24 protein-coding genes and 1 pseudogene are annotated in these 20686 nt (G+C 33.0%); 3 read left to right on the forward strand and 22 right to left on the reverse strand.

What is annotated here, in order from left to right; translation table 11 throughout:
* Nucleotides 1-78: 78 nt before the first annotated feature.
* The 11 genes from KQI85_RS01765 to KQI85_RS01815 form a co-directional block, all read right to left on the reverse strand.
* Nucleotides 79-393 (reverse strand): hypothetical protein, encoded by a 315-nt coding sequence (locus KQI85_RS01765; RefSeq protein ID WP_216574380.1) that lies wholly within the window; start codon nt 391-393, stop codon nt 79-81.
* Entirely contained in the window at nt 390-2120 is a 1731-nt protein-coding gene (locus tag KQI85_RS01770) for an SWIM zinc finger family protein (RefSeq protein WP_216574381.1), read from the reverse strand. The genes KQI85_RS01765 and KQI85_RS01770 overlap by 4 nt, the downstream gene beginning before the upstream one ends.
* 1 nt (nt 2121) lies before the next feature.
* The gene (locus tag KQI85_RS01775; RefSeq protein WP_216574382.1) at nt 2122-3249 is read right to left on the reverse strand and encodes a VWA domain-containing protein; all 1128 of its coding nucleotides are present in this window, start codon (nt 3247-3249) and stop codon (nt 2122-2124) included.
* On the reverse strand, nt 3239-5716 hold the full coding sequence (locus KQI85_RS01780) for a DUF5682 family protein (RefSeq protein ID WP_216574383.1): 2478 nt from the start codon (nt 5714-5716) through the stop codon (nt 3239-3241). Before KQI85_RS01780 ends, KQI85_RS01775 begins: the two co-directional genes overlap by 11 nt.
* A complete protein-coding gene (locus KQI85_RS01785; RefSeq protein WP_216574384.1) occupies nt 5677-6804 on the reverse strand; it encodes an AAA family ATPase in 1128 nt (375 codons plus the stop codon). Before KQI85_RS01785 ends, KQI85_RS01780 begins: the two co-directional genes overlap by 40 nt.
* 337 nt (nt 6805-7141) lie before the next feature.
* A complete protein-coding gene (locus tag KQI85_RS01790; protein WP_216574386.1) occupies nt 7142-8206 on the reverse strand; it encodes a DUF4097 family beta strand repeat-containing protein in 1065 nt (354 codons plus the stop codon).
* A gap of 4 nt (nt 8207-8210) precedes the next feature.
* Entirely contained in the window at nt 8211-8543 is a 333-nt protein-coding gene (locus KQI85_RS01795; protein WP_216574494.1) for a PadR family transcriptional regulator, read from the reverse strand.
* Nucleotides 8544-8714: 171 nt separating this feature from the next.
* Nucleotides 8715-9347, reverse strand: coding sequence for an ABC transporter ATP-binding protein (locus KQI85_RS01800; RefSeq protein ID WP_216574387.1), 633 nt, complete (start codon nt 9345-9347; stop codon nt 8715-8717).
* 15 nt (nt 9348-9362) lie between these two features.
* Nucleotides 9363-10067, reverse strand: coding sequence for a hypothetical protein (locus KQI85_RS01805; protein WP_216574388.1), 705 nt, complete (start codon nt 10065-10067; stop codon nt 9363-9365).
* Between the two features lie 726 nt (nt 10068-10793).
* The gene (locus KQI85_RS01810) at nt 10794-11627 is read right to left on the reverse strand and encodes a hypothetical protein (protein WP_216574389.1); all 834 of its coding nucleotides are present in this window, start codon (nt 11625-11627) and stop codon (nt 10794-10796) included.
* Nucleotides 11628-11733: 106 nt separating this feature from the next.
* A complete protein-coding gene (locus KQI85_RS01815) occupies nt 11734-11928 on the reverse strand; it encodes a hypothetical protein (protein ID WP_216574390.1) in 195 nt (64 codons plus the stop codon).
* A 273-nt stretch (nt 11929-12201) separates the two neighbouring features.
* Here KQI85_RS01815 and KQI85_RS16435 point away from each other — a divergent pair, with 273 nt between their 5' ends.
* The 3 genes and pseudogenes from KQI85_RS16435 to KQI85_RS01830 form a co-directional block, all read left to right on the forward strand.
* Nucleotides 12202-12474, forward strand: coding sequence for a spore coat associated protein CotJA (locus tag KQI85_RS16435; protein WP_253293710.1), 273 nt, complete (start codon nt 12202-12204; stop codon nt 12472-12474).
* On the forward strand, nt 12474-12734 hold the full coding sequence (locus tag KQI85_RS01825; RefSeq protein WP_216574391.1) for a spore coat protein CotJB: 261 nt from the start codon (nt 12474-12476) through the stop codon (nt 12732-12734). Before KQI85_RS16435 ends, KQI85_RS01825 begins: the two co-directional genes overlap by 1 nt.
* Nucleotides 12734-12937, forward strand: a pseudogene (locus KQI85_RS01830) (manganese catalase family protein); the annotation flags it as partial. The gene KQI85_RS01825 and the pseudogene KQI85_RS01830, both read left to right, overlap by 1 nt.
* A gap of 192 nt (nt 12938-13129) precedes the next feature.
* Here KQI85_RS01830 and KQI85_RS01835 read toward each other — a convergent pair.
* The 11 genes from KQI85_RS01835 to KQI85_RS01885 all read right to left on the reverse strand — a co-directional run bounded on the left by KQI85_RS01835 (nt 13130) and on the right by KQI85_RS01885 (nt 20686).
* Entirely contained in the window at nt 13130-13915 is a 786-nt protein-coding gene (locus tag KQI85_RS01835; protein WP_216574394.1) for an N-acetylmuramoyl-L-alanine amidase, read from the reverse strand.
* Nucleotides 13916-13928: 13 nt separating this feature from the next.
* On the reverse strand, nt 13929-14192 hold the full coding sequence (locus KQI85_RS01840) for a phage holin family protein (protein WP_216574396.1): 264 nt from the start codon (nt 14190-14192) through the stop codon (nt 13929-13931).
* Between the two features lie 29 nt (nt 14193-14221).
* Nucleotides 14222-14503 carry a hypothetical protein gene (locus KQI85_RS01845; RefSeq protein ID WP_216574397.1) on the reverse strand — a complete coding sequence of 94 codons (282 nt, stop codon included), beginning with the start codon at nt 14501-14503 and terminating at the stop codon, nt 14222-14224.
* Between the two features lie 11 nt (nt 14504-14514).
* Nucleotides 14515-14679 (reverse strand): hypothetical protein, encoded by a 165-nt coding sequence (locus KQI85_RS01850; RefSeq protein WP_216574398.1) that lies wholly within the window; start codon nt 14677-14679, stop codon nt 14515-14517.
* A gap of 17 nt (nt 14680-14696) precedes the next feature.
* Complete coding sequence (locus KQI85_RS01855; protein WP_216574400.1) at nt 14697-15110, reverse strand: hypothetical protein; 414 nt, start codon at nt 15108-15110, stop codon at nt 14697-14699.
* Nucleotides 15111-15175: 65 nt separating this feature from the next.
* The gene (locus KQI85_RS01860) at nt 15176-15331 is read right to left on the reverse strand and encodes a hypothetical protein (protein ID WP_216574401.1); all 156 of its coding nucleotides are present in this window, start codon (nt 15329-15331) and stop codon (nt 15176-15178) included.
* A gap of 20 nt (nt 15332-15351) precedes the next feature.
* A complete protein-coding gene (locus KQI85_RS01865; protein WP_216574402.1) occupies nt 15352-15810 on the reverse strand; it encodes a hypothetical protein in 459 nt (152 codons plus the stop codon).
* Nucleotides 15797-16177 (reverse strand): hypothetical protein, encoded by a 381-nt coding sequence (locus tag KQI85_RS01870; protein WP_216574403.1) that lies wholly within the window; start codon nt 16175-16177, stop codon nt 15797-15799. The genes KQI85_RS01865 and KQI85_RS01870 overlap by 14 nt, the downstream gene beginning before the upstream one ends.
* A complete protein-coding gene (locus tag KQI85_RS01875; RefSeq protein ID WP_216574404.1) occupies nt 16170-17954 on the reverse strand; it encodes a hypothetical protein in 1785 nt (594 codons plus the stop codon). The genes KQI85_RS01870 and KQI85_RS01875 overlap by 8 nt, the downstream gene beginning before the upstream one ends.
* A gap of 13 nt (nt 17955-17967) precedes the next feature.
* Nucleotides 17968-18324 carry a DUF6711 family protein gene (locus KQI85_RS01880; protein ID WP_216574405.1) on the reverse strand — a complete coding sequence of 119 codons (357 nt, stop codon included), beginning with the start codon at nt 18322-18324 and terminating at the stop codon, nt 17968-17970.
* Nucleotides 18325-18337: 13 nt separating this feature from the next.
* Nucleotides 18338-20686: a hypothetical protein gene (locus tag KQI85_RS01885; RefSeq protein WP_216574406.1), complete on the reverse strand. Its 2349-nt coding sequence runs from the start codon at nt 20684-20686 to the stop codon at nt 18338-18340.

The raw sequence follows: 20686 nt of genomic DNA on the forward strand, positions 1-20686 counted from the left end.
TCTATTCCTCCTTATTATTCCTCTCATATATTATTCATAATTAGTTTCTACACTCAATTTGTGAAACTTTGCAATTATCTAATATATCTTTTCAGCTTTATCATACATAACCTTGTTTTGTGCATAGTCTATATATTGCAATATCTGAAAGTATACCATTGTAATACTCTCTCCACTGTCTATACTATGCATATCTTCTCTTACTGTCTTAATTAATCTATCAAAAAGTTTTGACAAACTACTCATTCCACATCTTATTGCCACATCTCTTAAATGCTCAATCTCTTTTACTGTCCCTTCTCCTATAGTATCAAATCCACTCTGAAAGATGTCCATAAGCAGGCTTTTTACATCATTAAAATATCTTAAGAACAAATCTTCTCTCTCAATCATTCAAACTCACTCTCTTTCATAACATCTATTGGATACATATATATCTCTCCATCCTGTATATATATTCTTCCAAAGAATACATAACTTATATTCTCTTTCAAGAACTTAAGTTCTCTTACTGTATCTACTGTAACAGCATCCTGTACTATCATAACAGTTACTCTCTTTCCGTTCTCATCATACAGCTTAATGCTATATTCCTGATTCTTATGATTAAGATCCTGCTTCTTGAATGAATGTGCTTTAACAAATACCAATGCATCTCTTATCTTCGTACTCCCATATACAACATGTTCTTTAAACAGTTTGTCAAAACTCTCATAATAGATTCCCTTCAAAAGTTCCTTATCAAGTCTTCTTACTCCCTCTAATCTGCCACTACACTCCTTAGTCTGTGACAGATTATTATCACTGTCGCATCTTGAATTCTCAAGCACTATCTCATAACCTGCAAGTTCATTTAGCGAACAGCCAATCCCCCATGGTGACTGTATACTACTGTATGTCCGTCCCCATGTATTAGAGTTTACACTGTTATATGTCCCATAAACGGTACTTGATTGTATATTTTTATCTTTATCGTTATAAAAAATAGGCATCATAGAAGTATATGTATACCATCTTCGATTAAGAATATCAAGAAAATACACTCTGTCGCCTACATATCCGGCTTTACTTAAGAAATGTTCATAACTGACTCCTATAAGATGAAGTTCACCCTTATAATTATATTCATTTCTTAATTCACCTGCTCTGTCTGCTATCTTCTTAATATCATTACTCTCTAAGAAAAATTGCATATCTCTATACATTGTCATTATTCTCATAAGAAGTCTCTCCATATTAAAAGAAAGATCTTTCTTAAAATACTGCTTATACATCTGCGATATTGTTCTTGCATTATTCTCCTGCCTTGCAAGTCTCGCATTATGACATATTAGTGCAATTCTCTCAAATGTATCTGTTATATCTTCAGGTACTCTTGTAAGTCCTGTTCTCATAAGCCTGTCAATTATATCTATGATTATTTGTGCATTTTGTTTTATATCTTTACTGTCAAACTGTGCATACATTTCTTCACTGTGATTAAGACTATCTATAGTTATGATATTTTTATCATACATACATTTTAACATTGCCTGTGCTTTATGTACGCACAATCCAGTCTTACTGCATGTACATGTTGAATGTTCAAGTGGTAATAGAAGTTTTACAAGCTCTCCTGTCTTTCTAATCTTAAATGTAATTGCTGAAGCATAGTTAATATCATATATATCAGTTCTGTCTATTGTTGCTACAAAATCTTTCAACTGCTTTGGTGTAAATACTTTCTTAATCTTTGCAATATCAATTTTTGCAATGTCATTAATTAAGCGATTTTCCATCGAATCAGCAGCATCTTTATTACATTCTTCTATACAATCACTAACTTCATCCTTCTTATTTGAACTGTCATCTGACAATACTTTTTTTATGCTGATAATTGCCATAATTCTATGCTTACATATACTTCTTGAAGGGCATGAACATATACTATCTAAAAGTGGATTCTTAATCACAACCTTTTCTCCACTTACATCAGCTGATATATCATCTTCACTTTTACATGTAACTTTCACTTCACAACTTTCAAGATCTTTATATGCTCTTTTTACAGTTCCTTTATTACTCATTCCAATAAGATAATCATCATCTATCTCATTAATTATCTGTTCTATCTGTGTCATCTTATGCTCCCTGTATTATTCTTCCTACATAATCTGCAAGCTGAAGTGGTGTCATTGCACCTACATTAGCTCCTATATCTGCCATAACTGCTGCTGCTTTTTTGTCATATACCGGTGTCGCTTCGTGGTCAAGTGCTGTAAGTGTTATAAGTTTTGCACCACTCTCAACAATATCTCTTGCTGTGGCATACATATTACTATATCCACCGCCTTCATACAAGTCAGTAATAAGTACAACCATTGTCTTATGAGGATCATTAATAAGTGTCTGTGCATACTTTAATGCTTTATATATGTATGTTCCTCCGCCAAGCTGAATACTCATAAGTGTTGTAACTGCATCTTCTACATAATCACTAAGATCCACTATCTCTGTGTCAAATATTACAAGTCTTGTTCTAAGCATTGGCATCTTAGCAAATATTCCTGCCATAATCGCACTGTGTATTACCGAATCTAACATTGAGCCACTCTCATCAACACATATTATTATATTCCAATCATTATATTTGACTGTATTAGAATTAAAATACAGATCTTTTATTACAAGCCTCTTATTCGCCATATCATAATTCTTAAGATTCGCTTTTACAGTTCGTTTTATATCAAAGTTACGCATACTCTTGACATTGCTGCGCCTTGTCCTGTCAATCTTACCTATACAGCTTTTTTTAACTTCCGTTTCAAGTTCTTCACTTATCTGCGCTGCTACTTTGGCAACTATCTTCTTAGCCATATCAAGTACTTCACCACTCATAAGATTCTTAAAAGATAATATAGTCTTTAGAAGTTCTCTGTCTGGTTCAAGTTCACCAAGTACTTCAGGATCTGTTATAAGTTCATTCATGCCATATCTATCAAGTGCATGATGCTCCATTATCTCAACAGTTTCTTTAGGAAACAGCTTCTTTATCTTAGATATCCACTCCGGCACTGTAAGACTAGATCTTCCACTTCCTCCACCACTCTCTTCCATATCACCATATTCTCTCCCATATATATATTCAAGAGCTTCTTCCATATCCATATAATGTATCTCATTAGAATCCTGCGTATAATCGATCTGTGTCTTTGCAAACTTGCCAAGTACAAGTCGCCATCTATTAAGCACCATCTCATCATCTGTCACTGTCTATCACCTTACTTTCTGACATTACATATTCATCTATCATTTTTCCATACTCATATACTTGTGTATCTACTGCATCTTCATATAATATCTCTTCTTTGCCTTTTCCATGCATCATAGCAGCTGTTTTTGCAATTCGCTCAATCTCTAATGGTGTAAAAAATGCAAATGCCATTCTTATCTCAGGGAGCAACTGCATAAAGTCTTCTGCCTGTGTTTTTTCAAAAAAACTATCTATAATATCTATGAATTCTCTGTCTGCAAATACAATATCTCTTGCTGAGAAAAAAAGTCCTCTGAAAAATGCCGCAACTTTCTTATTCTGTTCCCTGGTTCCACTAAGATATCCAAATGCTGCATTTTTAACCACATCAGTATCCACACTTCCTGTTGCATATAATACTCCATATATGCATCCGTTAAGTCCCGGATTAATATCTGTATCTTTTATCATCTCTTTAAGAACATCAATGAATGTTCCTATATCTGCAATCGGTATATTGTCGGAATCATATTCTCTTGTAAGATGATATATAAGTTTTACTGTATTCATCAAAAGTTCAAGTTCTTCATCTTTTATTCTTGTATAATCTTTAAGAACCATAAGTATCTTTCTTACTGTTACTCGTGTAACTTCATCTATATCGCCGACAAAAGAATATAATGATGACATCTGAATTAAGACTTCAAAATATGAAAGTGCTTCTGATAAAGAATAAAAATCATTATCTTTTATAACAGACTCTTTAAGTCTGTCTGACATAAGCCCTGCATATCTCATAAGCCCCATCTCAAATACATGTGTATATAAAATAGCAGTCTCTTTTGCATTAAGATTCTTCTTAAGTTCATTCTCTGCCATAAGACCGGCTGCCTCTTCAATAGTCTGTCCATATACTGATACATCTGTAAGTGCTGCATGAACACTTCCACTCCATTTATATCTCCATGTCTCTCTTACAAGATTCTTATCTGTTCTTTTTTGAAGATTTGGTCCTTTTGTCATAACTGCAAATGGCACTTTCAGATAACTTAGTCTATGAAAGAACCTGCTTATCTCTCTATGACTATCTTTTGCATAGAATGAAAGTACTTTTTCTTTTTCTATTGTAGATGTTATATCTATTTTATATTTTTTGCATAATTCATTGAAATTCTCTACAATTGGTGCAATTCCGGCTCTATCACCAAGCTTTCCTATTCTCTTTCCTGTAAGTTCACTCTTAAGTATCTCAAGCGGCTTCATTCCCCATGTTGTAACTTCACCTTTTACATAGCACGACAAAATAGCATCATATATCTCATACGAACCTGGTGCTGCCTTACCTCTTAATCTTGCAAGACCTGTTGCCATTGTATAAGCTGATATCTCATCACTTGTTGATAATCCACCATCTTCTTTTCTTATTTTTCTTGCTATATTCACTATATATGAAAGAGCACTGTTATAATAACTGCTACATTCAGCATTATCACCTTCGTCTATCAGCTGCAATTCTTCTGTCTTATCTGCATTTTCAGTATCTGTGTCATTCTCATTAAGACTAATCTGTCTCCATATATCTTCGTAATATCCCGGATATGGCATTCCACTTGCATAACCATTAAGCGATGCTAATGCTTCTTCTGTATATGCTATAATATATACTGCCTGATTATCATTGCTTATTCTATGTCTCATAATATCATCATATTCTTTTTTGGCAGCTGTATATCCTCTTGTAATTCTGTCATATAATGCTACTGTATGCATTCCACCTGTTACTACCATAATCTTTGATGAAGGGTTATTAACAGCTTCATTAAGTATGTTATATGCCATACATATCTCTCTTGCTATATCACCATCTTTAATAAGCGTCTCATATAAAGTATGCTCTCTTGCTATCTTACAATACTCATATAACTTTTCAAACCATTCCTCATCGCTCCTAATAAGTCCATTAATCTCATAATATTTTTCCCAGAATTCATCAAAATTACGAGTTCCTGCTTTCTCACAAAGTCTTACTATATATTCATTATTACTAAGCAGATAATCATCATTATAATTATTCTTGTCATCGTCCTTAAGAAGCCCCATTCCATCATGTTGATTATTAATAATATCTGCATATGTCAGATCTATAAAATTCACTTTTGCACAAAGTCTGTATGCTTCTGTGATTGCGACATATTCCGGTGAATAGTCTGTAAAAGGATAATAACACTTATATTGATTCTTCTTATCTGATATTATTCCTTTTTTATCATTATAAGAATAATATATTGCAAATGGTGGTTTGGTTGTCTCATCTGCGATTATATCTATAAGCTCATTAGCATTCTCTGGTCCTTCTATCAGTATAATATCCGGCTTTTCTCTCCTAATCATATTCCTAAGATGCAATGAACATGCCGGTGAATGATGTCTTACCGGAATAAGTACTATCTCAGCCATTTCGCTGCTTTGTAATATTCGCTCCATAATCCACCTTCTTTTTCGCTCTTATCTCTTATTACTGTATTAAAATAATCTCTTATCTTGCCAAGTTCATCCTTACTGTCTTTAGTTACTGCACCTACAAGATTCTGAACTAGACTATCCATTGTAATAACTCCATCACCATAATAGTATCCTGATATCATTGACTGATAGTATACCGAAACTGCTTCCGCAGTACTCATAACAACATTTTCCAATCTGTCTATTCTGTGTCCCATTGATGATATACCTTCTCTTAACTCATGGTATGTAGATGCTAATATCTCTGCTACATTCTCATCTACTTCCATATCCATTCCACTCTCTAATGCAAGCTGTTTTACTTCATTAATTATGATACTCTTCTCAAGCGATACTCTATTAACAGGCATTACTGTCTCAAAATTAAAACGTCTCTTTAGCGCACTACTCATCTCATTAACGCCTTTATCTCTGGTATTAGCTGTTCCTATTATATTAAATCCTGGTTTTGCAAAGATTACTCCATCATCTAATAATTCCGGAATATTAAGAATCTTATCACTTAGAATACTTATAAGACTGTCTTGTATCTCTGCCGGAGTTCGTGTTATCTCCTCAAATCTTGTTATTATTCCTTTCTCCATTCCTGTATAGAGCGGTGATGGTACAAGTGCTTTCTTTGATGGTCCTTCAGCCAATAAAAGTGCATAATTCCATGAATATTTAATCATGTCTTCTGTTGTACCTGCTGTTCCCTGTATAGTATTAGTACTCACGCCACTTATTGCTGCTGATAAAAGTTCCGAAAGCATAGTCTTTGCTGTTCCCGGTTCACCAACAAGCATTAATCCTCTGTTGCCTGCTAATGTTATTATACATCTCTCTACAAGCTGGTCATTGCCATAATATTTCTTAGATATGCTATACTTATTACCCTCATATTCAATTGGTTTTTCACTGCCAAGTATGAATGTTCTTACTGCTTTTGGTGATAACACCCAATTCTCTGGTTTTTTACCGGTATCTGTCGCTTTTAGAATGTCAAGTTCCTCCTTATAACGCACTTCAACCGGTGGTTTTAACTGTTTTATTTCTTTTTTCTTATTCATTTGTACTCCCTTATTAGATATTTATTTTTCTATTAATTCCTGACTACGATTATAACATATATAAAAATTTATACTAGACTTTTTTCATATATTATATTTTTAATATTGTATTCTATGAATTCTATGATGTATAATCTTGTATTATACATTCAAACACATTAAGGAGTGATATTTTATGACTGAACAAGAAAAAATGCGAAAACTATTCTAATTACAGTTTTCGCATTTTTCTATTCATATATTTATTTTATAATTATGCCAACATCATTTTATCAGACTATAATCCAACTTGGTTTATATATTGTATTATTATCCTACTCTAACTTTAGTTACATTATTAATAATTCACTTTTACACAACCAACAGAACTTATAACTTTAATCTGCTTATCAGCTGAACCTGTCTTAGTATATTTTTCTTCATATTCATCATTATTAATACTAATATCTCCAACATCTGTTGTTATGTCAAAGCTATAATCACTAAGATTCTCTGTTGTTGTTATCTGCGTATCACCTGTATCAACCTGTGCCTGTATGTTGTCAAACTTCGTATCTGTTAATGTAACATCACCTACTGAAGCTTCTATATCACATGTCTTAATATCTGAACCATTAACTATTACATCACCTACCGAAACAGTAAGTATAATATTCTGTGCAAGTGTATTATCAATCTGTACATCACCAACATCTGAATTGATATTAATACTACCAAGTTCTGTATCAGCCGGTACTGTTATATAGCATACATTTTTCGTATTATAAGGAATATTATTAACATCTTGTAATGATTTTAATATAAGTATATTATCCTTAATCTCAAGTTCAGGCTTTACTCTCTCATCACACTCTATCTTAACCTCATACTTATCACCAGACTGTATATATACATCAATCACATTTACCTTAACTTCAATATTAGTAAATCTCTCAACTTCTTCATTATCTGTATATATATTACTACTTGTGTCTGAATTCTTCTTATTCTCGTCTGCTGCTATATTGCTCTTATTCTCTACAGCTTCGCCGCTTTTTGAACTTGTTAGCGTATTTACTACTACCAGGGCAGCTATTATTATAACCAATGTTGCTGCAACTATGCTTATCGTTCTAAGTAGTATATTATTATGATTCCTGCTTCCACTCTTAGCATTGTTAGAATTATAATTCTTATCTTCATCTATTATTCCATCAAGTCCAAGTATATCTGATAATTCTGACAGATTACCAAATTCTGATATAACAATTCCTACAGCCTCGTTCTCTGTCTTACCTTCGTCAATCAGTTCAGTATATTTGTCTTCCATCATCTGTGCAAGTTCTATTCTTGCTCTTCTTACTTCAGGTGTATCCGGAAATGTCTTAAACATATTATCAAGATACTCATTAATCACATTCATACCATTACCCCCTTATAAATCTGCTTACAACTTCACGTGTAAGATTCCATTCCTCACATTTATAATCATAATATTGACGTCCCATATCTGTTATCTGATAATAAGTACGTCTCTTGCCTGTACTATTATCACTACTTGAAAAAGATGTTACATATCCATTCTTCTCTAATCTTGTAAATGCAGAATATAATGTAGTCTCCTTAATTATATATTTGTCATCTGACAATTCTTTTATCTTCTTTGATATCTCATATCCATACGATGGATTATCAAGAAGCAGATACAAAATGATTGTATCATTATAACCTCTTATTACATCACTGCTTATATTCAATATTCTCACCGCCAATTCTAAAATATTATAATTACACAGTTTTTACTACGTCCGTCATACTATGTCTGTCGTAGTAATCGTAACACTTATTTTCTATTACGTCAAGTATATTTGCAAAAAAAGCAGCAGAATTATTCCTGCTGCTTTATATCTTATATTAAACTTATGTAAAAATTAATCTAAAATTCTTCCATTATCAATCGTCTTCATCTCATCGCAACATCTCTCTAAGTCTTCTGGTATATGACTTGCTATAATAATAGTCGCACCACGCTTTTTTTCATCATCAATGATCTTATAAAATTTTTCAACCGACTCCTTATCAAGTGCATTAGTTGGTTCATCTAACAACAACAAATCTGGTTTTTCCATTATTGCCTGTGCTATTGACAATTTTTTTCTCATTCCGAGAGAAAATTTTTTGACATCCATTTTATTTTTCCAATCGAGTCCAACTCTTGAAAGTGTTTCCTTTATCTCTTCATCCCCAATTTTATTATTAATCTTTGCTATAATCTTCAATGTATCAAATGCATTGTAATTAGGCCAAAAATCTGTATTTTCAATTACAACTCCAATATTATCAGGGAATGGATTCTTATTAGTTAATTCTTTTCCATACACCAATATCTGTCCCTGTGTTGGTTTTATCAAACCACATATTGCTCTTAGAAGCATTGTCTTTCCAGATGCATTCCTTCCTACAAGACCAACAACCTGGTTTTTTTGAATTTCCATATTTATATCATCAAGAACCACATTTCCTTTGATTATCTTCTGATAATTTGTCATTTCTACAACTTTCATTATTCATCACTCCTATTAAATATAATCCATTTTTTTAACTTTTTTATATGCAATACATTCAACAAGTACTAATACCACGCACTCCGAAACAACATTTACATATGATAATTCAGTTCCTGCAATATCCATTCCCGCAATAAAAGGTATCTCTCCTCTACTTACTCTATTCATAATTAGTAACAGCATTAATATAATTGCACATATTATATTACCTTTTTTTACTCCAACAAATAGCACCGCTATATTATCCAGGATTACCAGACTCATTGCAAACGGTATATACATTAGTAAAACTCTAACCAATATTTTCATATCTTCTATGTTAAGCATCTTCATTTGAGTTTTTATAAGCATGCATATTCCAGTAACGACACCACATATAACTATATTTAAGAATAATGCACCAATCACTCTAATATTACTTTCAATAAAACTTCTTAATATACCTTTTTTCATCAGCATAATAGTATTTTTGGTTGAATATATATATTCGAATATGTCACTCAAATTTATCAACAACACTACCATCATAGTCACATATATCAAATCAATAATCACCAAAGATTCTCCAGCATCACTTGTATATGAAAAAAAACGCTCTGCAACAGCTCTCGCAAACGAACACTTTTCTATATTCATAATTCTGCCTACCATAACATTTCCAAAAACAGTCAGTAAAAATGTTATTACTGACATTAACTTTATTTTCTTTTCAAACATTTTTTCGCCTTTCATCAAACATAATCAACTCTGCTTTCTGCTGAAAAAAACATATATAATACTATCATCATTAGCAGTACCGTATACACGCAGTCTCCATCACCTCTATTATACAAACTTCTTCAACGCATCTTTTTTTATGTTAAGTTGAACCATTACAAATATCAAGGCACTTATAAGTGTAACTATCAGTAGATACATCGTATCTTTAGCAAAATCACTTCCCAAGTGCAGTCTATAAATACTCGTTTGTATTTCCAATGTAGTACCAATATTTTTCAATACTGCAAAATAAAATACATCTATTATCAATGTCAACATATACTTGTCAGTACATTCATATACGCATTCCAATAAAAAAGAATCATACACATATAGTAACCATGAAAGCAAAAAAATTTCTTTACAAGGTCTTTCACTTTGTGTTATAAAAGAATAACTGGTAACTATTAGTGAAAAAAAGAAAGCTGAAATTACGTTCGTTTCGCAAAAATACTTTATTTTTTTTATCTTTTTCATTCTCAATATCATATAGTCAGATATGTGATATTTATCATATTCTAAAACAGCATATATTGGTATCCATACATAGCTAAAAATAATATCGTCTCTTATTGTAGATGAGTCTATTTTTTGTATAACTATCAATATAGCAACCAATACCAGACAGACTGTCAATCGTTTTTTATTTATATTGGCAATATATATTTGCATACACTCCATAAATCAAACCAAATCCTTCTCCATATTATTTTTAACAACCAATAATACAATTATAGATACTATTTTCAACAAAATATCTATCCAAAATGCCTTATCATCCGGATTAACTAATCCATTAATATAAAATGCCATATTTCGTACTATTGTCGATAATATAACTCCAAATATTAACAATGATGTAATCATTGATACTACAAATGTCAACACATATGGTATTATTTTTATCTTTCGAAAAAAGAATGACAGTGCTGATGCTTGAGTCACAGTTAAAGAATAATAACATATTATTCTAAAACTATATTTTATCAAAATCCTTAAATCATCAAAAGTCACTTTATCTATTGCTATTTTATAATTTTTTACTAAATACCAATTAGTAAATTGTGAAAATATATACTGACTTCCCAACATAATCATGATAAAGATCACACCTGATACAAAGGTTATTAATACTTTTGAAAAATAATACTTCGTCATACTGTCTCTCGATATGAGCATCCACTTCATACCCTTTGTTTCATCAGATGTATAATAATCTACAGCTGTGATAAAAGCTAAAGATATAGGCAATAACATATCACCAAAAAGCTGCCCAAAGCTATTAATAACCACCGAAACATCTGGTGAAACTGGAATTACACTGTGATATCCCATCCAAAAATACAGTGAAGAAATAGTACCAGTAATTAATCCATCTACTCTTGCAGACATCGCTTGCAATTTTAAAAATCCATATCCTGCTGCTATTGTATAAACTAGTGCCAAAATCATAGCCACTACCATACTTACCAACAAATTTTTTCTATTTGTAAAGCGAGCCCAATCACTTCTTATCATACATATCACCTCTCCTTTGTAATGTTTTAACGTGATACATACATATTATCTTACTTTTCCATTATTTTCAACAATCGAGTTATCGGAAAAATCATTCAATTTTCGTTCAATTAACACAATTTTCGTCATAGATAAGTCTGTTAAGTTCATCAAAATCAAATCTGACATATCCAATTACAATTCTGTTATAAATATACTTTTCATTCTCTATAACATTATTACATTCTTCTTTTAGATTTTTTATTTTTCTTTTTTTATTCATATATTGCATTAATATAGCACTTCCAATCAATATAATCACCAATGCAAGTATCCCTATAATCCACCACCACTGAGATGGCTCATCCGGTTGTTCCTGCTGTGCACTATCAGATTCTCCTGTAAGTTCAAACTGTTCTGCAGCTGCTCCTGTTCTTTACAGATAAAATCGTAAAAAACCACTATCGTTATCTGTTGTAACCGTCTCTGATGCTTTAACATTCTCTGTGCATACAAAATTGAAAGATGTATTATTTTATCACATATTTTAATTTCTACGCATATTTTATATAAACAATAATAAGAAGGTGTTATTATGGCTTTCCCTTATAATGCCAGATCATCTGGTGGATACAATAGAAATGCTAGTAACAGTAATCTTTCATGTACGGTAGGACCTTCCACACCTGCCAATAATTGCGAATGTGTTGATAAACGCTATGACACTGACTTGCATATGGTTCTTGCCATGGCTTATGTTCTTCCTCAATGCTTCAAAGGAATCAATGATAGTTTTGACAGTTTTAAAAATGGTTCTATATTTCCTGAACTTATCAAGCCTTTTACTGGGAAAGGCGGGTGTAGATAATGGCTACATGTTGCGAACAGAATATGTTGCTTAATGATATTCTTCTAACTTCTTTTTGTATAAAAGAACTTGTATTATTCTTAGACACTCATCCAGATGATAGCAAATGCCTTGCTTGTTATCATGAGAAATGTGAACTGTATAACCAACTCACTAAAAAATATACATCTATGTATGGACCTATAACTTCAAGAGATGTTAATAATGATAATCATTTTTGCTGGGTTAATAATCCATGGCCATGGGAGGTTAATTTCTAATGTGGGAATATGAAAAAATACTGGAATTTCCAGTTAAGATCAAAAATCCTAACCCTGATCTTGCGGGACTTATAATAAGTCAGTATGGTGGTCCTGATGGCGAACTTGCTGCTTCTATGAGATATCTTGCACAACGCTATACTATGCCATATGGAGAAGTTAAAGGGTTACTTACAGATATTGGTACAGAAGAACTTGCACATTGATGTTGGAAATGATAATAATAGCATCAGAACTTAATCTGATGCTATTTTTTTAATCCCAATTGATATCTTCGCCATCTACTACTTCATGCCCCCCATTCCTTAATAATTATAACGACAGTATAATCCTTGTGCGTTATATGTCAAATAAAAAAGAGTCGGAATAATTTCACCGACTCTCTTTTTTATTACTTATATTCTCTTACAATATGCTGATGATACATTAATCCATCCTGCGCCTGATTTAAGTCTTCCCCATGAGCCATTGACATCTACAATAGTGTATGCCCCCTTATCGGTAATGCATCCTGTAATACTATTATTAATGCCAGGACCTCGTCTGATGTTAAGTGCATCAACAATTACTTTTACCATAAATGTATTATCACAATTTGACTTTGTATTTGCCACTTCTAACGGTTTTTTATTTGTAGTCTGTGAAGTTATCGTCTTATTAACAATAGCCTCTGCAATCGTCTTGCCGAATGTGTCAGCACCTGTTCTTTTATATACATCAACATCATTCTTATCATCTACGAAAAAACATTCAATCAATAAAGCTGGTGCTTTTGTTTTTCTTAAAACATACAGCGACCTATTGACTTTAACACCTCTGTTACAATATCCAAGTGCTTCGATTTTCTTGCATATTCTGTTAGCAATCGCATTAGTTACATCAAATGGATTGTAGATATATACTTCTGTACCTGTTGTATGTTCATCTCTATCTGCTGCACCAGCGTTAAGATGTATTGATATATCCAAATCTGCTGTATGACTGTTACACTTAGCAACAATCTGATTTAGATTTGCGTTCTGACTGCCTGCATTATCAACAGTGCAATCATAAACTGTATGACCATCTTCTCTTAAATATTTAATTACAGCATCTTTAATGTGTCTGTCTTCTACTGACTCACTCACATATCCTACTGCTCCACCATTAACATTATGACCTGCGTGTACATTAATTACCATGTAAACCACCTCACTACTCTTCTTTTGCAATCAGATTCTTTAATGTCTGATGTAGACCTGTACTTGCAAGACCAGAGAACATACCCATTAGAATTATCTCCGGTGATATTCCTCTTTGTGCCCATACATTAAGAACTACACCAAGTACTCCCATGATAAGTGGAATAAACTTATTAACTTTATCATCTGGTACAAAGTTCTTAAGTATGTAACCTACACATAAGCATATACCTACAATTATTGGACTCATGTAATCTGTTAAAAATGTTATATCCATATTTACCTCTTTTCCCATTGGCAGCAGGACTATTTAAGTCCTACTGTCAATGCTAAATAACTTATTATCACTGCTAAAATTAATTCAAATACTTTCCATGTGAATTTTTTCCACTTGTCAGCATCTTCATTTTCATTAACACCAATCTTCTCAATGAGCTTATCAACTTTCCTTACAAGTTCGTGCATATCTGTGCATAAATCTTTTACAGTTTTATACATAACAGCTTCATTTTTTTCAAGGGAACGAATACGCTCATCATGGTCTTTCTGATTTTCAAGTATTGTCTTTAAGTATTCATCCTCATTCATTGTGCAACCTCCTATTCTATTACTATGCAGTCGCTATAACCATCTGCATATAGAATTGCATCACAATCCTGACGATAATCAGCATAAAACTTAGTCTTTATGAAAAAAGCCTTATACTTCTCCTGTCCTGCTTCAACACCTTTTTCATCACAGGCTTTCATTATTCTCTTTGCCATAAATAAACTCATTATAATCACTCACTTTCTGTCGATTTATCTCCAGCTATTAACAGTAACAATTCTTCCAGAGTGCTTTCAATTTCAGACACATCCGTTTCTGTATCCTTAACTTGCTCACTCAACACTTTTATATTATCAGATGCAATACCTATTTGTACTGCCAACTTATCTATTTTTTGTAAAAAAACAGTAATAATATTGCGTGATGTTGTCTGTTCATAAGCAAGGCTTTCAAACTCACTATAATCATTATATGTAGTACTTAATATCTGGTTTTCATATACTTCTATCACTGATAAATTATTATTCTTAAAAAAGTCCTGTACCTTTGTAATATCACTGCTGCTAATAATAATCTTTATTCCTGAAACAGTATAAAGAATATTATCTATTTCAAGTGTTGAATCTCCTGCTTTTATATACTTCATAAGTCTCATCTCCTGTTCATTAAGGACCATTTTACCGACTTTGATAAAATGGTCCTCTTTTGCTTTTATTCAAATGTCTTTATTACATAAGTTACTTTAATATATTTTGTCTGCTCATCATCAGCATTAATATATTCACATTCTATATCCCAGTATTCATTATCTTTTAAACCTGCAGTCTTGTCTAATGCTTTTATCTGATGCGAATATAGCTTTAACATTCCAATCACCTACATAACTGCTAGATGTAGAACCAATACACTTTGACTTTTACTGTGATATCTGTAAATTTTGCTGTTGAATTTAGAATAATTCTCTTTTTATACTGCGTTTCTTTATCCTGTAAGCCTACTGAAATAGGACTCTTAGCAACGGATGTCCAATCCCTGTTTATAATTACTGGTATTGCCGCTAGAATAGTTCCATATACTGGAGCTGTAACATCTTCATATGCAAGACACGCATCATTTGTAATTGCAAGCTCTGTTGTAGTTGCATATATCTTTATCTGTCCGCTATCAAGTGATGCTAATTCCGACTCTATCTTATTCATATTGGCTGCATTAACAGGTGTTCCTTCTTCTGTCACAGTACCAGGAGCTGGTATTAGTGTAATTGTTCCACCTGTATTATTCTGTACTGTATATGTACGTGCATTTTCTACTACTCTGTCTTTCCATTCTGTCTTAGTATAACTCATCTGTTCCTCCGCATCCGCCACATCCACAAAGTGGCATTGTTGTTTTGATATTGTTAATAAGTGTCTCTAGTATATCTGCCTGACGTTCCCATCTGTTAGCGTCAGTGTAATCAAATATCATTCTTTCATTCCAATACTTCTTACTAAAGTTTCCTGTTATGTCTGTATGTTTTAAATCTATTTCTATAATATTAAAAGTACTTGTACTAACAAGTGTAGTCTCTTCTATTGTAGTCTTATCTACATAATCAAGTGCTGTATATATTCCTGATTCCTTAAACTGTATATATGCCCTATATGCAACATCATTTATACGGTTAAAGTCATCTGCTTCATATATATCATTCTTGGTAAACACCTTATTCATTAGCTTTTCCAACTCCTTCCATACTTCCGCTTAATGTTCCATCATAGTTAAGTGTATGCTTTGTAAGATAGAAGTTCTGTTCACAAAAATCTGTCTCTACAAGTATCTCATCTCCTGTATCAAGATATGGAAAACCTCTGTAATCAAGTTCTGCTGTTATACCATAATCATTAAGCATATATGCAGCAACATCATTAGCAACAGTTTCACTTCGTACAAGTACATTATCAACACTACATTCATTATCATAATTATACTTTCTTACAAGGTATTCTGTGCTGCCAACTTCAACCTTTTTACCTGTAATTACAACATCTGTATCAGCAGTTATATACACATAACATCCATCTGCATAAGCCTTATATTCAGATACATTAATACTTATCTGTGTCGCTGGTGCGCTGTCATATGGAATCCATACTTTATACTTGCCATTCTCATATGTTGCATTCTCAATTCTAGCTTTACCGGAATACAATGTTTCACTCTTGGAACTTACTGTATAACTGTATATATTAACTACACATGATGCATAAGGTGTTGTCTGTGTTATTGTTGGATACTCTTCAAGAATATTATCTGCTGTTATAGAACCGTTAAGTGTCTTACTCTCTATCTCTGTATAAAAAGTACCTGCTACACTCTCGCCAGCATAATTAATATATCTGTGTCTGTTTACAAGCTCTTTGTGTTTATTAACAATTATCTTTCCTGATGGTTCTATGCGATATATGCAGTTACCAGCCTGTAACATAAGTCTAAAAGCTTCTCTTCTCGTGCATACAGGAATATAACTATTAACTGTTATCTTAGATAATTCTGAATCAATCTCATGCTCATATCCACTTAAAAAATTATCAAGCATATCATAAAGTGTTGATGTGCCTATTACACTTTCCCTGTATGGTTCACTATCCCACCATTCAATAATGTTATATGCTGTGAATGTTGCTATCTTATTGCCACTTGTAGACTCTTTTAAGTAATATTTACCCATCTGTACATATTCCACTTCTTCACCTGTCTTAATGCCTATATAAGGTATTACAAGCTGTTTCTGTTTAAGATATTTATATTTTCCTGTTGGATTAAGAAGATTGAACTCTTTATCACTGTCTGAAATCTCAATATCAAGTTCACATGATGGAAGTGATTCATTCTTAAGGTCTATTTCATCAATAAAATTCATTGAATATATCTTATCATCATCATATTGCAATATCTGACCAATAAAAATATTATTAAGCCTTACTCTTCTATATTGTTCAATCTTCGTAATCTTAATTGTAAGTGTTGAAAATGCATCTTCATCTTCAACATAACATTCTGTCGAATTGATATCAGACATTGTATGTATTCTATTATCAAGCATAACTGTTACTTCCTGTACAGGTTCTGCAAAAATAAGAGTAATTCCATTACTTGTATGCTCTGATGTAAATTTGACAACTATATTGAAGTTAATACTTCCATCAGAATCTGACAGGCTCTTACTTATAACACCATATTTATAATTGTCACCATAATAAGCCGGTACTGCCATACTTCCATCAAGTTTTAATCTTCCCTTTTCAGGACTTAACCACATAGGAACTTCTGTTATTCCATCAAATAGCTGCTTAAAATAACTATTCTTTGAACCATCAATAAAACTATCAGAAGTATATGTATATTCTCCTGCATCTTCTGTTATATGTATCTCTATCTTTCCTCTTATGTCTCTTGGTGATATCACTGACCTTGCAGCATTCTTATAACTCTGTGTTGTCTCTTTCATCTGTGTATGCCTCCTAATGCTCTATCAGGTGCAATGGTACATCTGTGTAATATCTCATACTTGGTACATAAGAATAAGGTTTTACTTCTCTGTCTCCCAGATACATTGTAAGTGTCTGTTCCGAATTGCTATCCGGTACAATGAATGTCACTTGTAGATATACTTTCTGTGCTACTGCATCTCTTATTGCCTTATATTGTTCGAATGTCAATTTCTTCCATGTTGCTTCAATTTTATGCACGTTATGCCGAATTATATCCATTACAAAATAACCTCTTGCATTACGTTTCGCCTCTGATGATATATCATAGTCGCTTATTGTCATCTCTGACGGAGTGGGCAATTCCACTCCGTTTATTCTTAAATACATATATCCCCACTCCCTATACTAATTTTACTTTTAAGCCACCTTTTCTATTGGCTTCTGCTTCAAAATCCTTAATCGTTGCCTGTGCAAACTTCTTACTGTTAAGCATAAACTGTACATTCATTGCTCCACCTTGGCTGTTGATGTTCATCTTCTCGCTTATCTGTCCTGCAAGGTTGCCTATCCACTGTGTATTATTCTTAAGTGGCATTACTGCCTCTGTTCCGGCTTCACCTACCATTGCGAGAGTCGCTTTGCTTACGATACCACCCTGTGCAAGCTTCGGTATCTGTGGTATTGATATAGGATTTTTGCCCCACAATCCATTAAATGGTTTCGCTCCAAGTATTGATATGTCTCTTATGTCATTTAAAGCATCATTAATCTTCTCAAAAGGTATCTTTATCACCTTATTGATACCATCTATAAGACCATTGACAACAGTTTGAAACACTCCAACAATACCATTTTTTATTCCAACAAATATCTGGCCGCCTGCATTAAATACATTAAGTACTGCCTGCCATGCTTTCGAGAAAACACTTTCGAACCAATTCACTACATTAGAAAATGCACCTTTTATGTTATTCCATACTCCTGTAAAAAACTGTCCTGCTCCGTTCCATGCTTTCTGTACTGCGTTCCATGCAGAAGTAAACTTACCGCTGAACCATGTTCCGATATTCTTAAATGTGTTTACTATTGCATTCCATAATGTTATATAATAAGCTGCTATTGCAATGCATACAGTTGCTACAAGGTTTTTTATTCCGTTCCATACAGTCTGCCAATTATTAAACAGCCATACTACTTGGTCTATAAGCCATACAATTGCATCAACTACTTTAGCTATTAATTCAATCACTTGTGCTACAATATTAATTACTATATCAACAAGCGTTCCTACTTCTGTAATAAGAAAATTTATTATTGAAGTTGCTATATAAAGTAGTACGGTTGCTATTACATCAAGCGCTGGTTTTAATCTATTATAAAGCCTCTTAAGTGATGCCCCTAAGTCTTTAAATGCATTTTTTAGATTTTTAAGACCACTATTTTTAATAGTATTACAAGTCGTAATAAACACTTTTTTTACAACTTCTGCACATACTTTAATTTTATCCCTAAGTCCTTTGGTTGAATTCCATAACGCTTTCATTTTGTCAGTCCAAAACTTCTTCAATGCTTCAAGTTTAGCCCTCACCTTATTAGTAGCAGTTTCTATTCCACTTGTGTCTGGTTCTCCAAAACTTAAATCACTTCCAATATCTCCGATACCGGATGTATTCGCTCCTGCGCCCGATGATGAACCACTGTCATTGTCAAGAGTGTGAACTTCATCAAATCCCTGTAATGATTTCTGTGTCTCTTTTGCGCTCTTATTAGCATCTGACATATTCTGTGCAAGCGTTCCGCTTGACTGTGCTGCTTTTGCTGTCTCTGAACTTATTGTATTACTGTCTCCACCACCAGCATTATTACCAAAAAATACTTCAGTGAATATTTTAAAATAACTTGCAAGTGTTCTTAACTTTGACATTACTATGTTGATTACTTTTAAAACAGGTGCAAAAATATTAATTAATCCCTGTCCTATATTTGCCTTGAACTGGTCAAACTGTAACGCAAGTACTCTTGTCTGGTTCGCCCATGAATCTGCTGTATGTGAGAAGTCTCCTGATGCATCAGATAATTGTCCAAGTACAAATTTATAACGTAATGCTACTTTCTCCTGTTCTGTCATCTCTGATGTTGTCTTATTGTATCCATTAGCAAGAGCGTAATTATCAAGAGCTGTCTGCGTCATTACGACACCCAATTCTTTTAAGCTCTCTGTCTCGCCTGTGAAGACTGATTTAAGTTTTGTAAATGCTTCATCTGTTGAGATATTATAGAATGAAGCAACATCGCCTGTAAGACCTGTAAGCGTTGTACTCATCTCATACAGTGCATCTCCTGTAAAACCGAATGATTTCGCCATTGCTCCAAGAGTACCAGCATACTTTTTAGCAACTGTTTCAGACAAACCAAACTGCGTTATTGCATTTTCAGCAAAACTGTTAATACGTCCTGACATATTTGCGAATGTTACATCAACAACATTCTGCACTTCTGATAAATCCGAACCAAGTTCAATACAGCTACTTGCGAATTTAGTTATCGCACCTGTTATAAAACCTATTACAGTAAGTTTTATCAGATTAATGCTTGATGCTAACTGTCTGAATGAATCGCTCATTCTTCTTGTTGTCTGCCTTACTGAACCACTCATGTTATTAAGTTCACTTCTCACTTGTGAAAGAGCCTGCCTAAGTGGCTGTGTTGTCGCATCTATTACTACTCTAAGTGTCTCCAAATCTTCCAT

Origin of the sequence: Falcatimonas sp. MSJ-15, assembly GCF_018918265.1 — a bacterium.
Taxonomy (GTDB): domain Bacteria; phylum Bacillota; class Clostridia; order Lachnospirales; family Lachnospiraceae; genus Falcatimonas.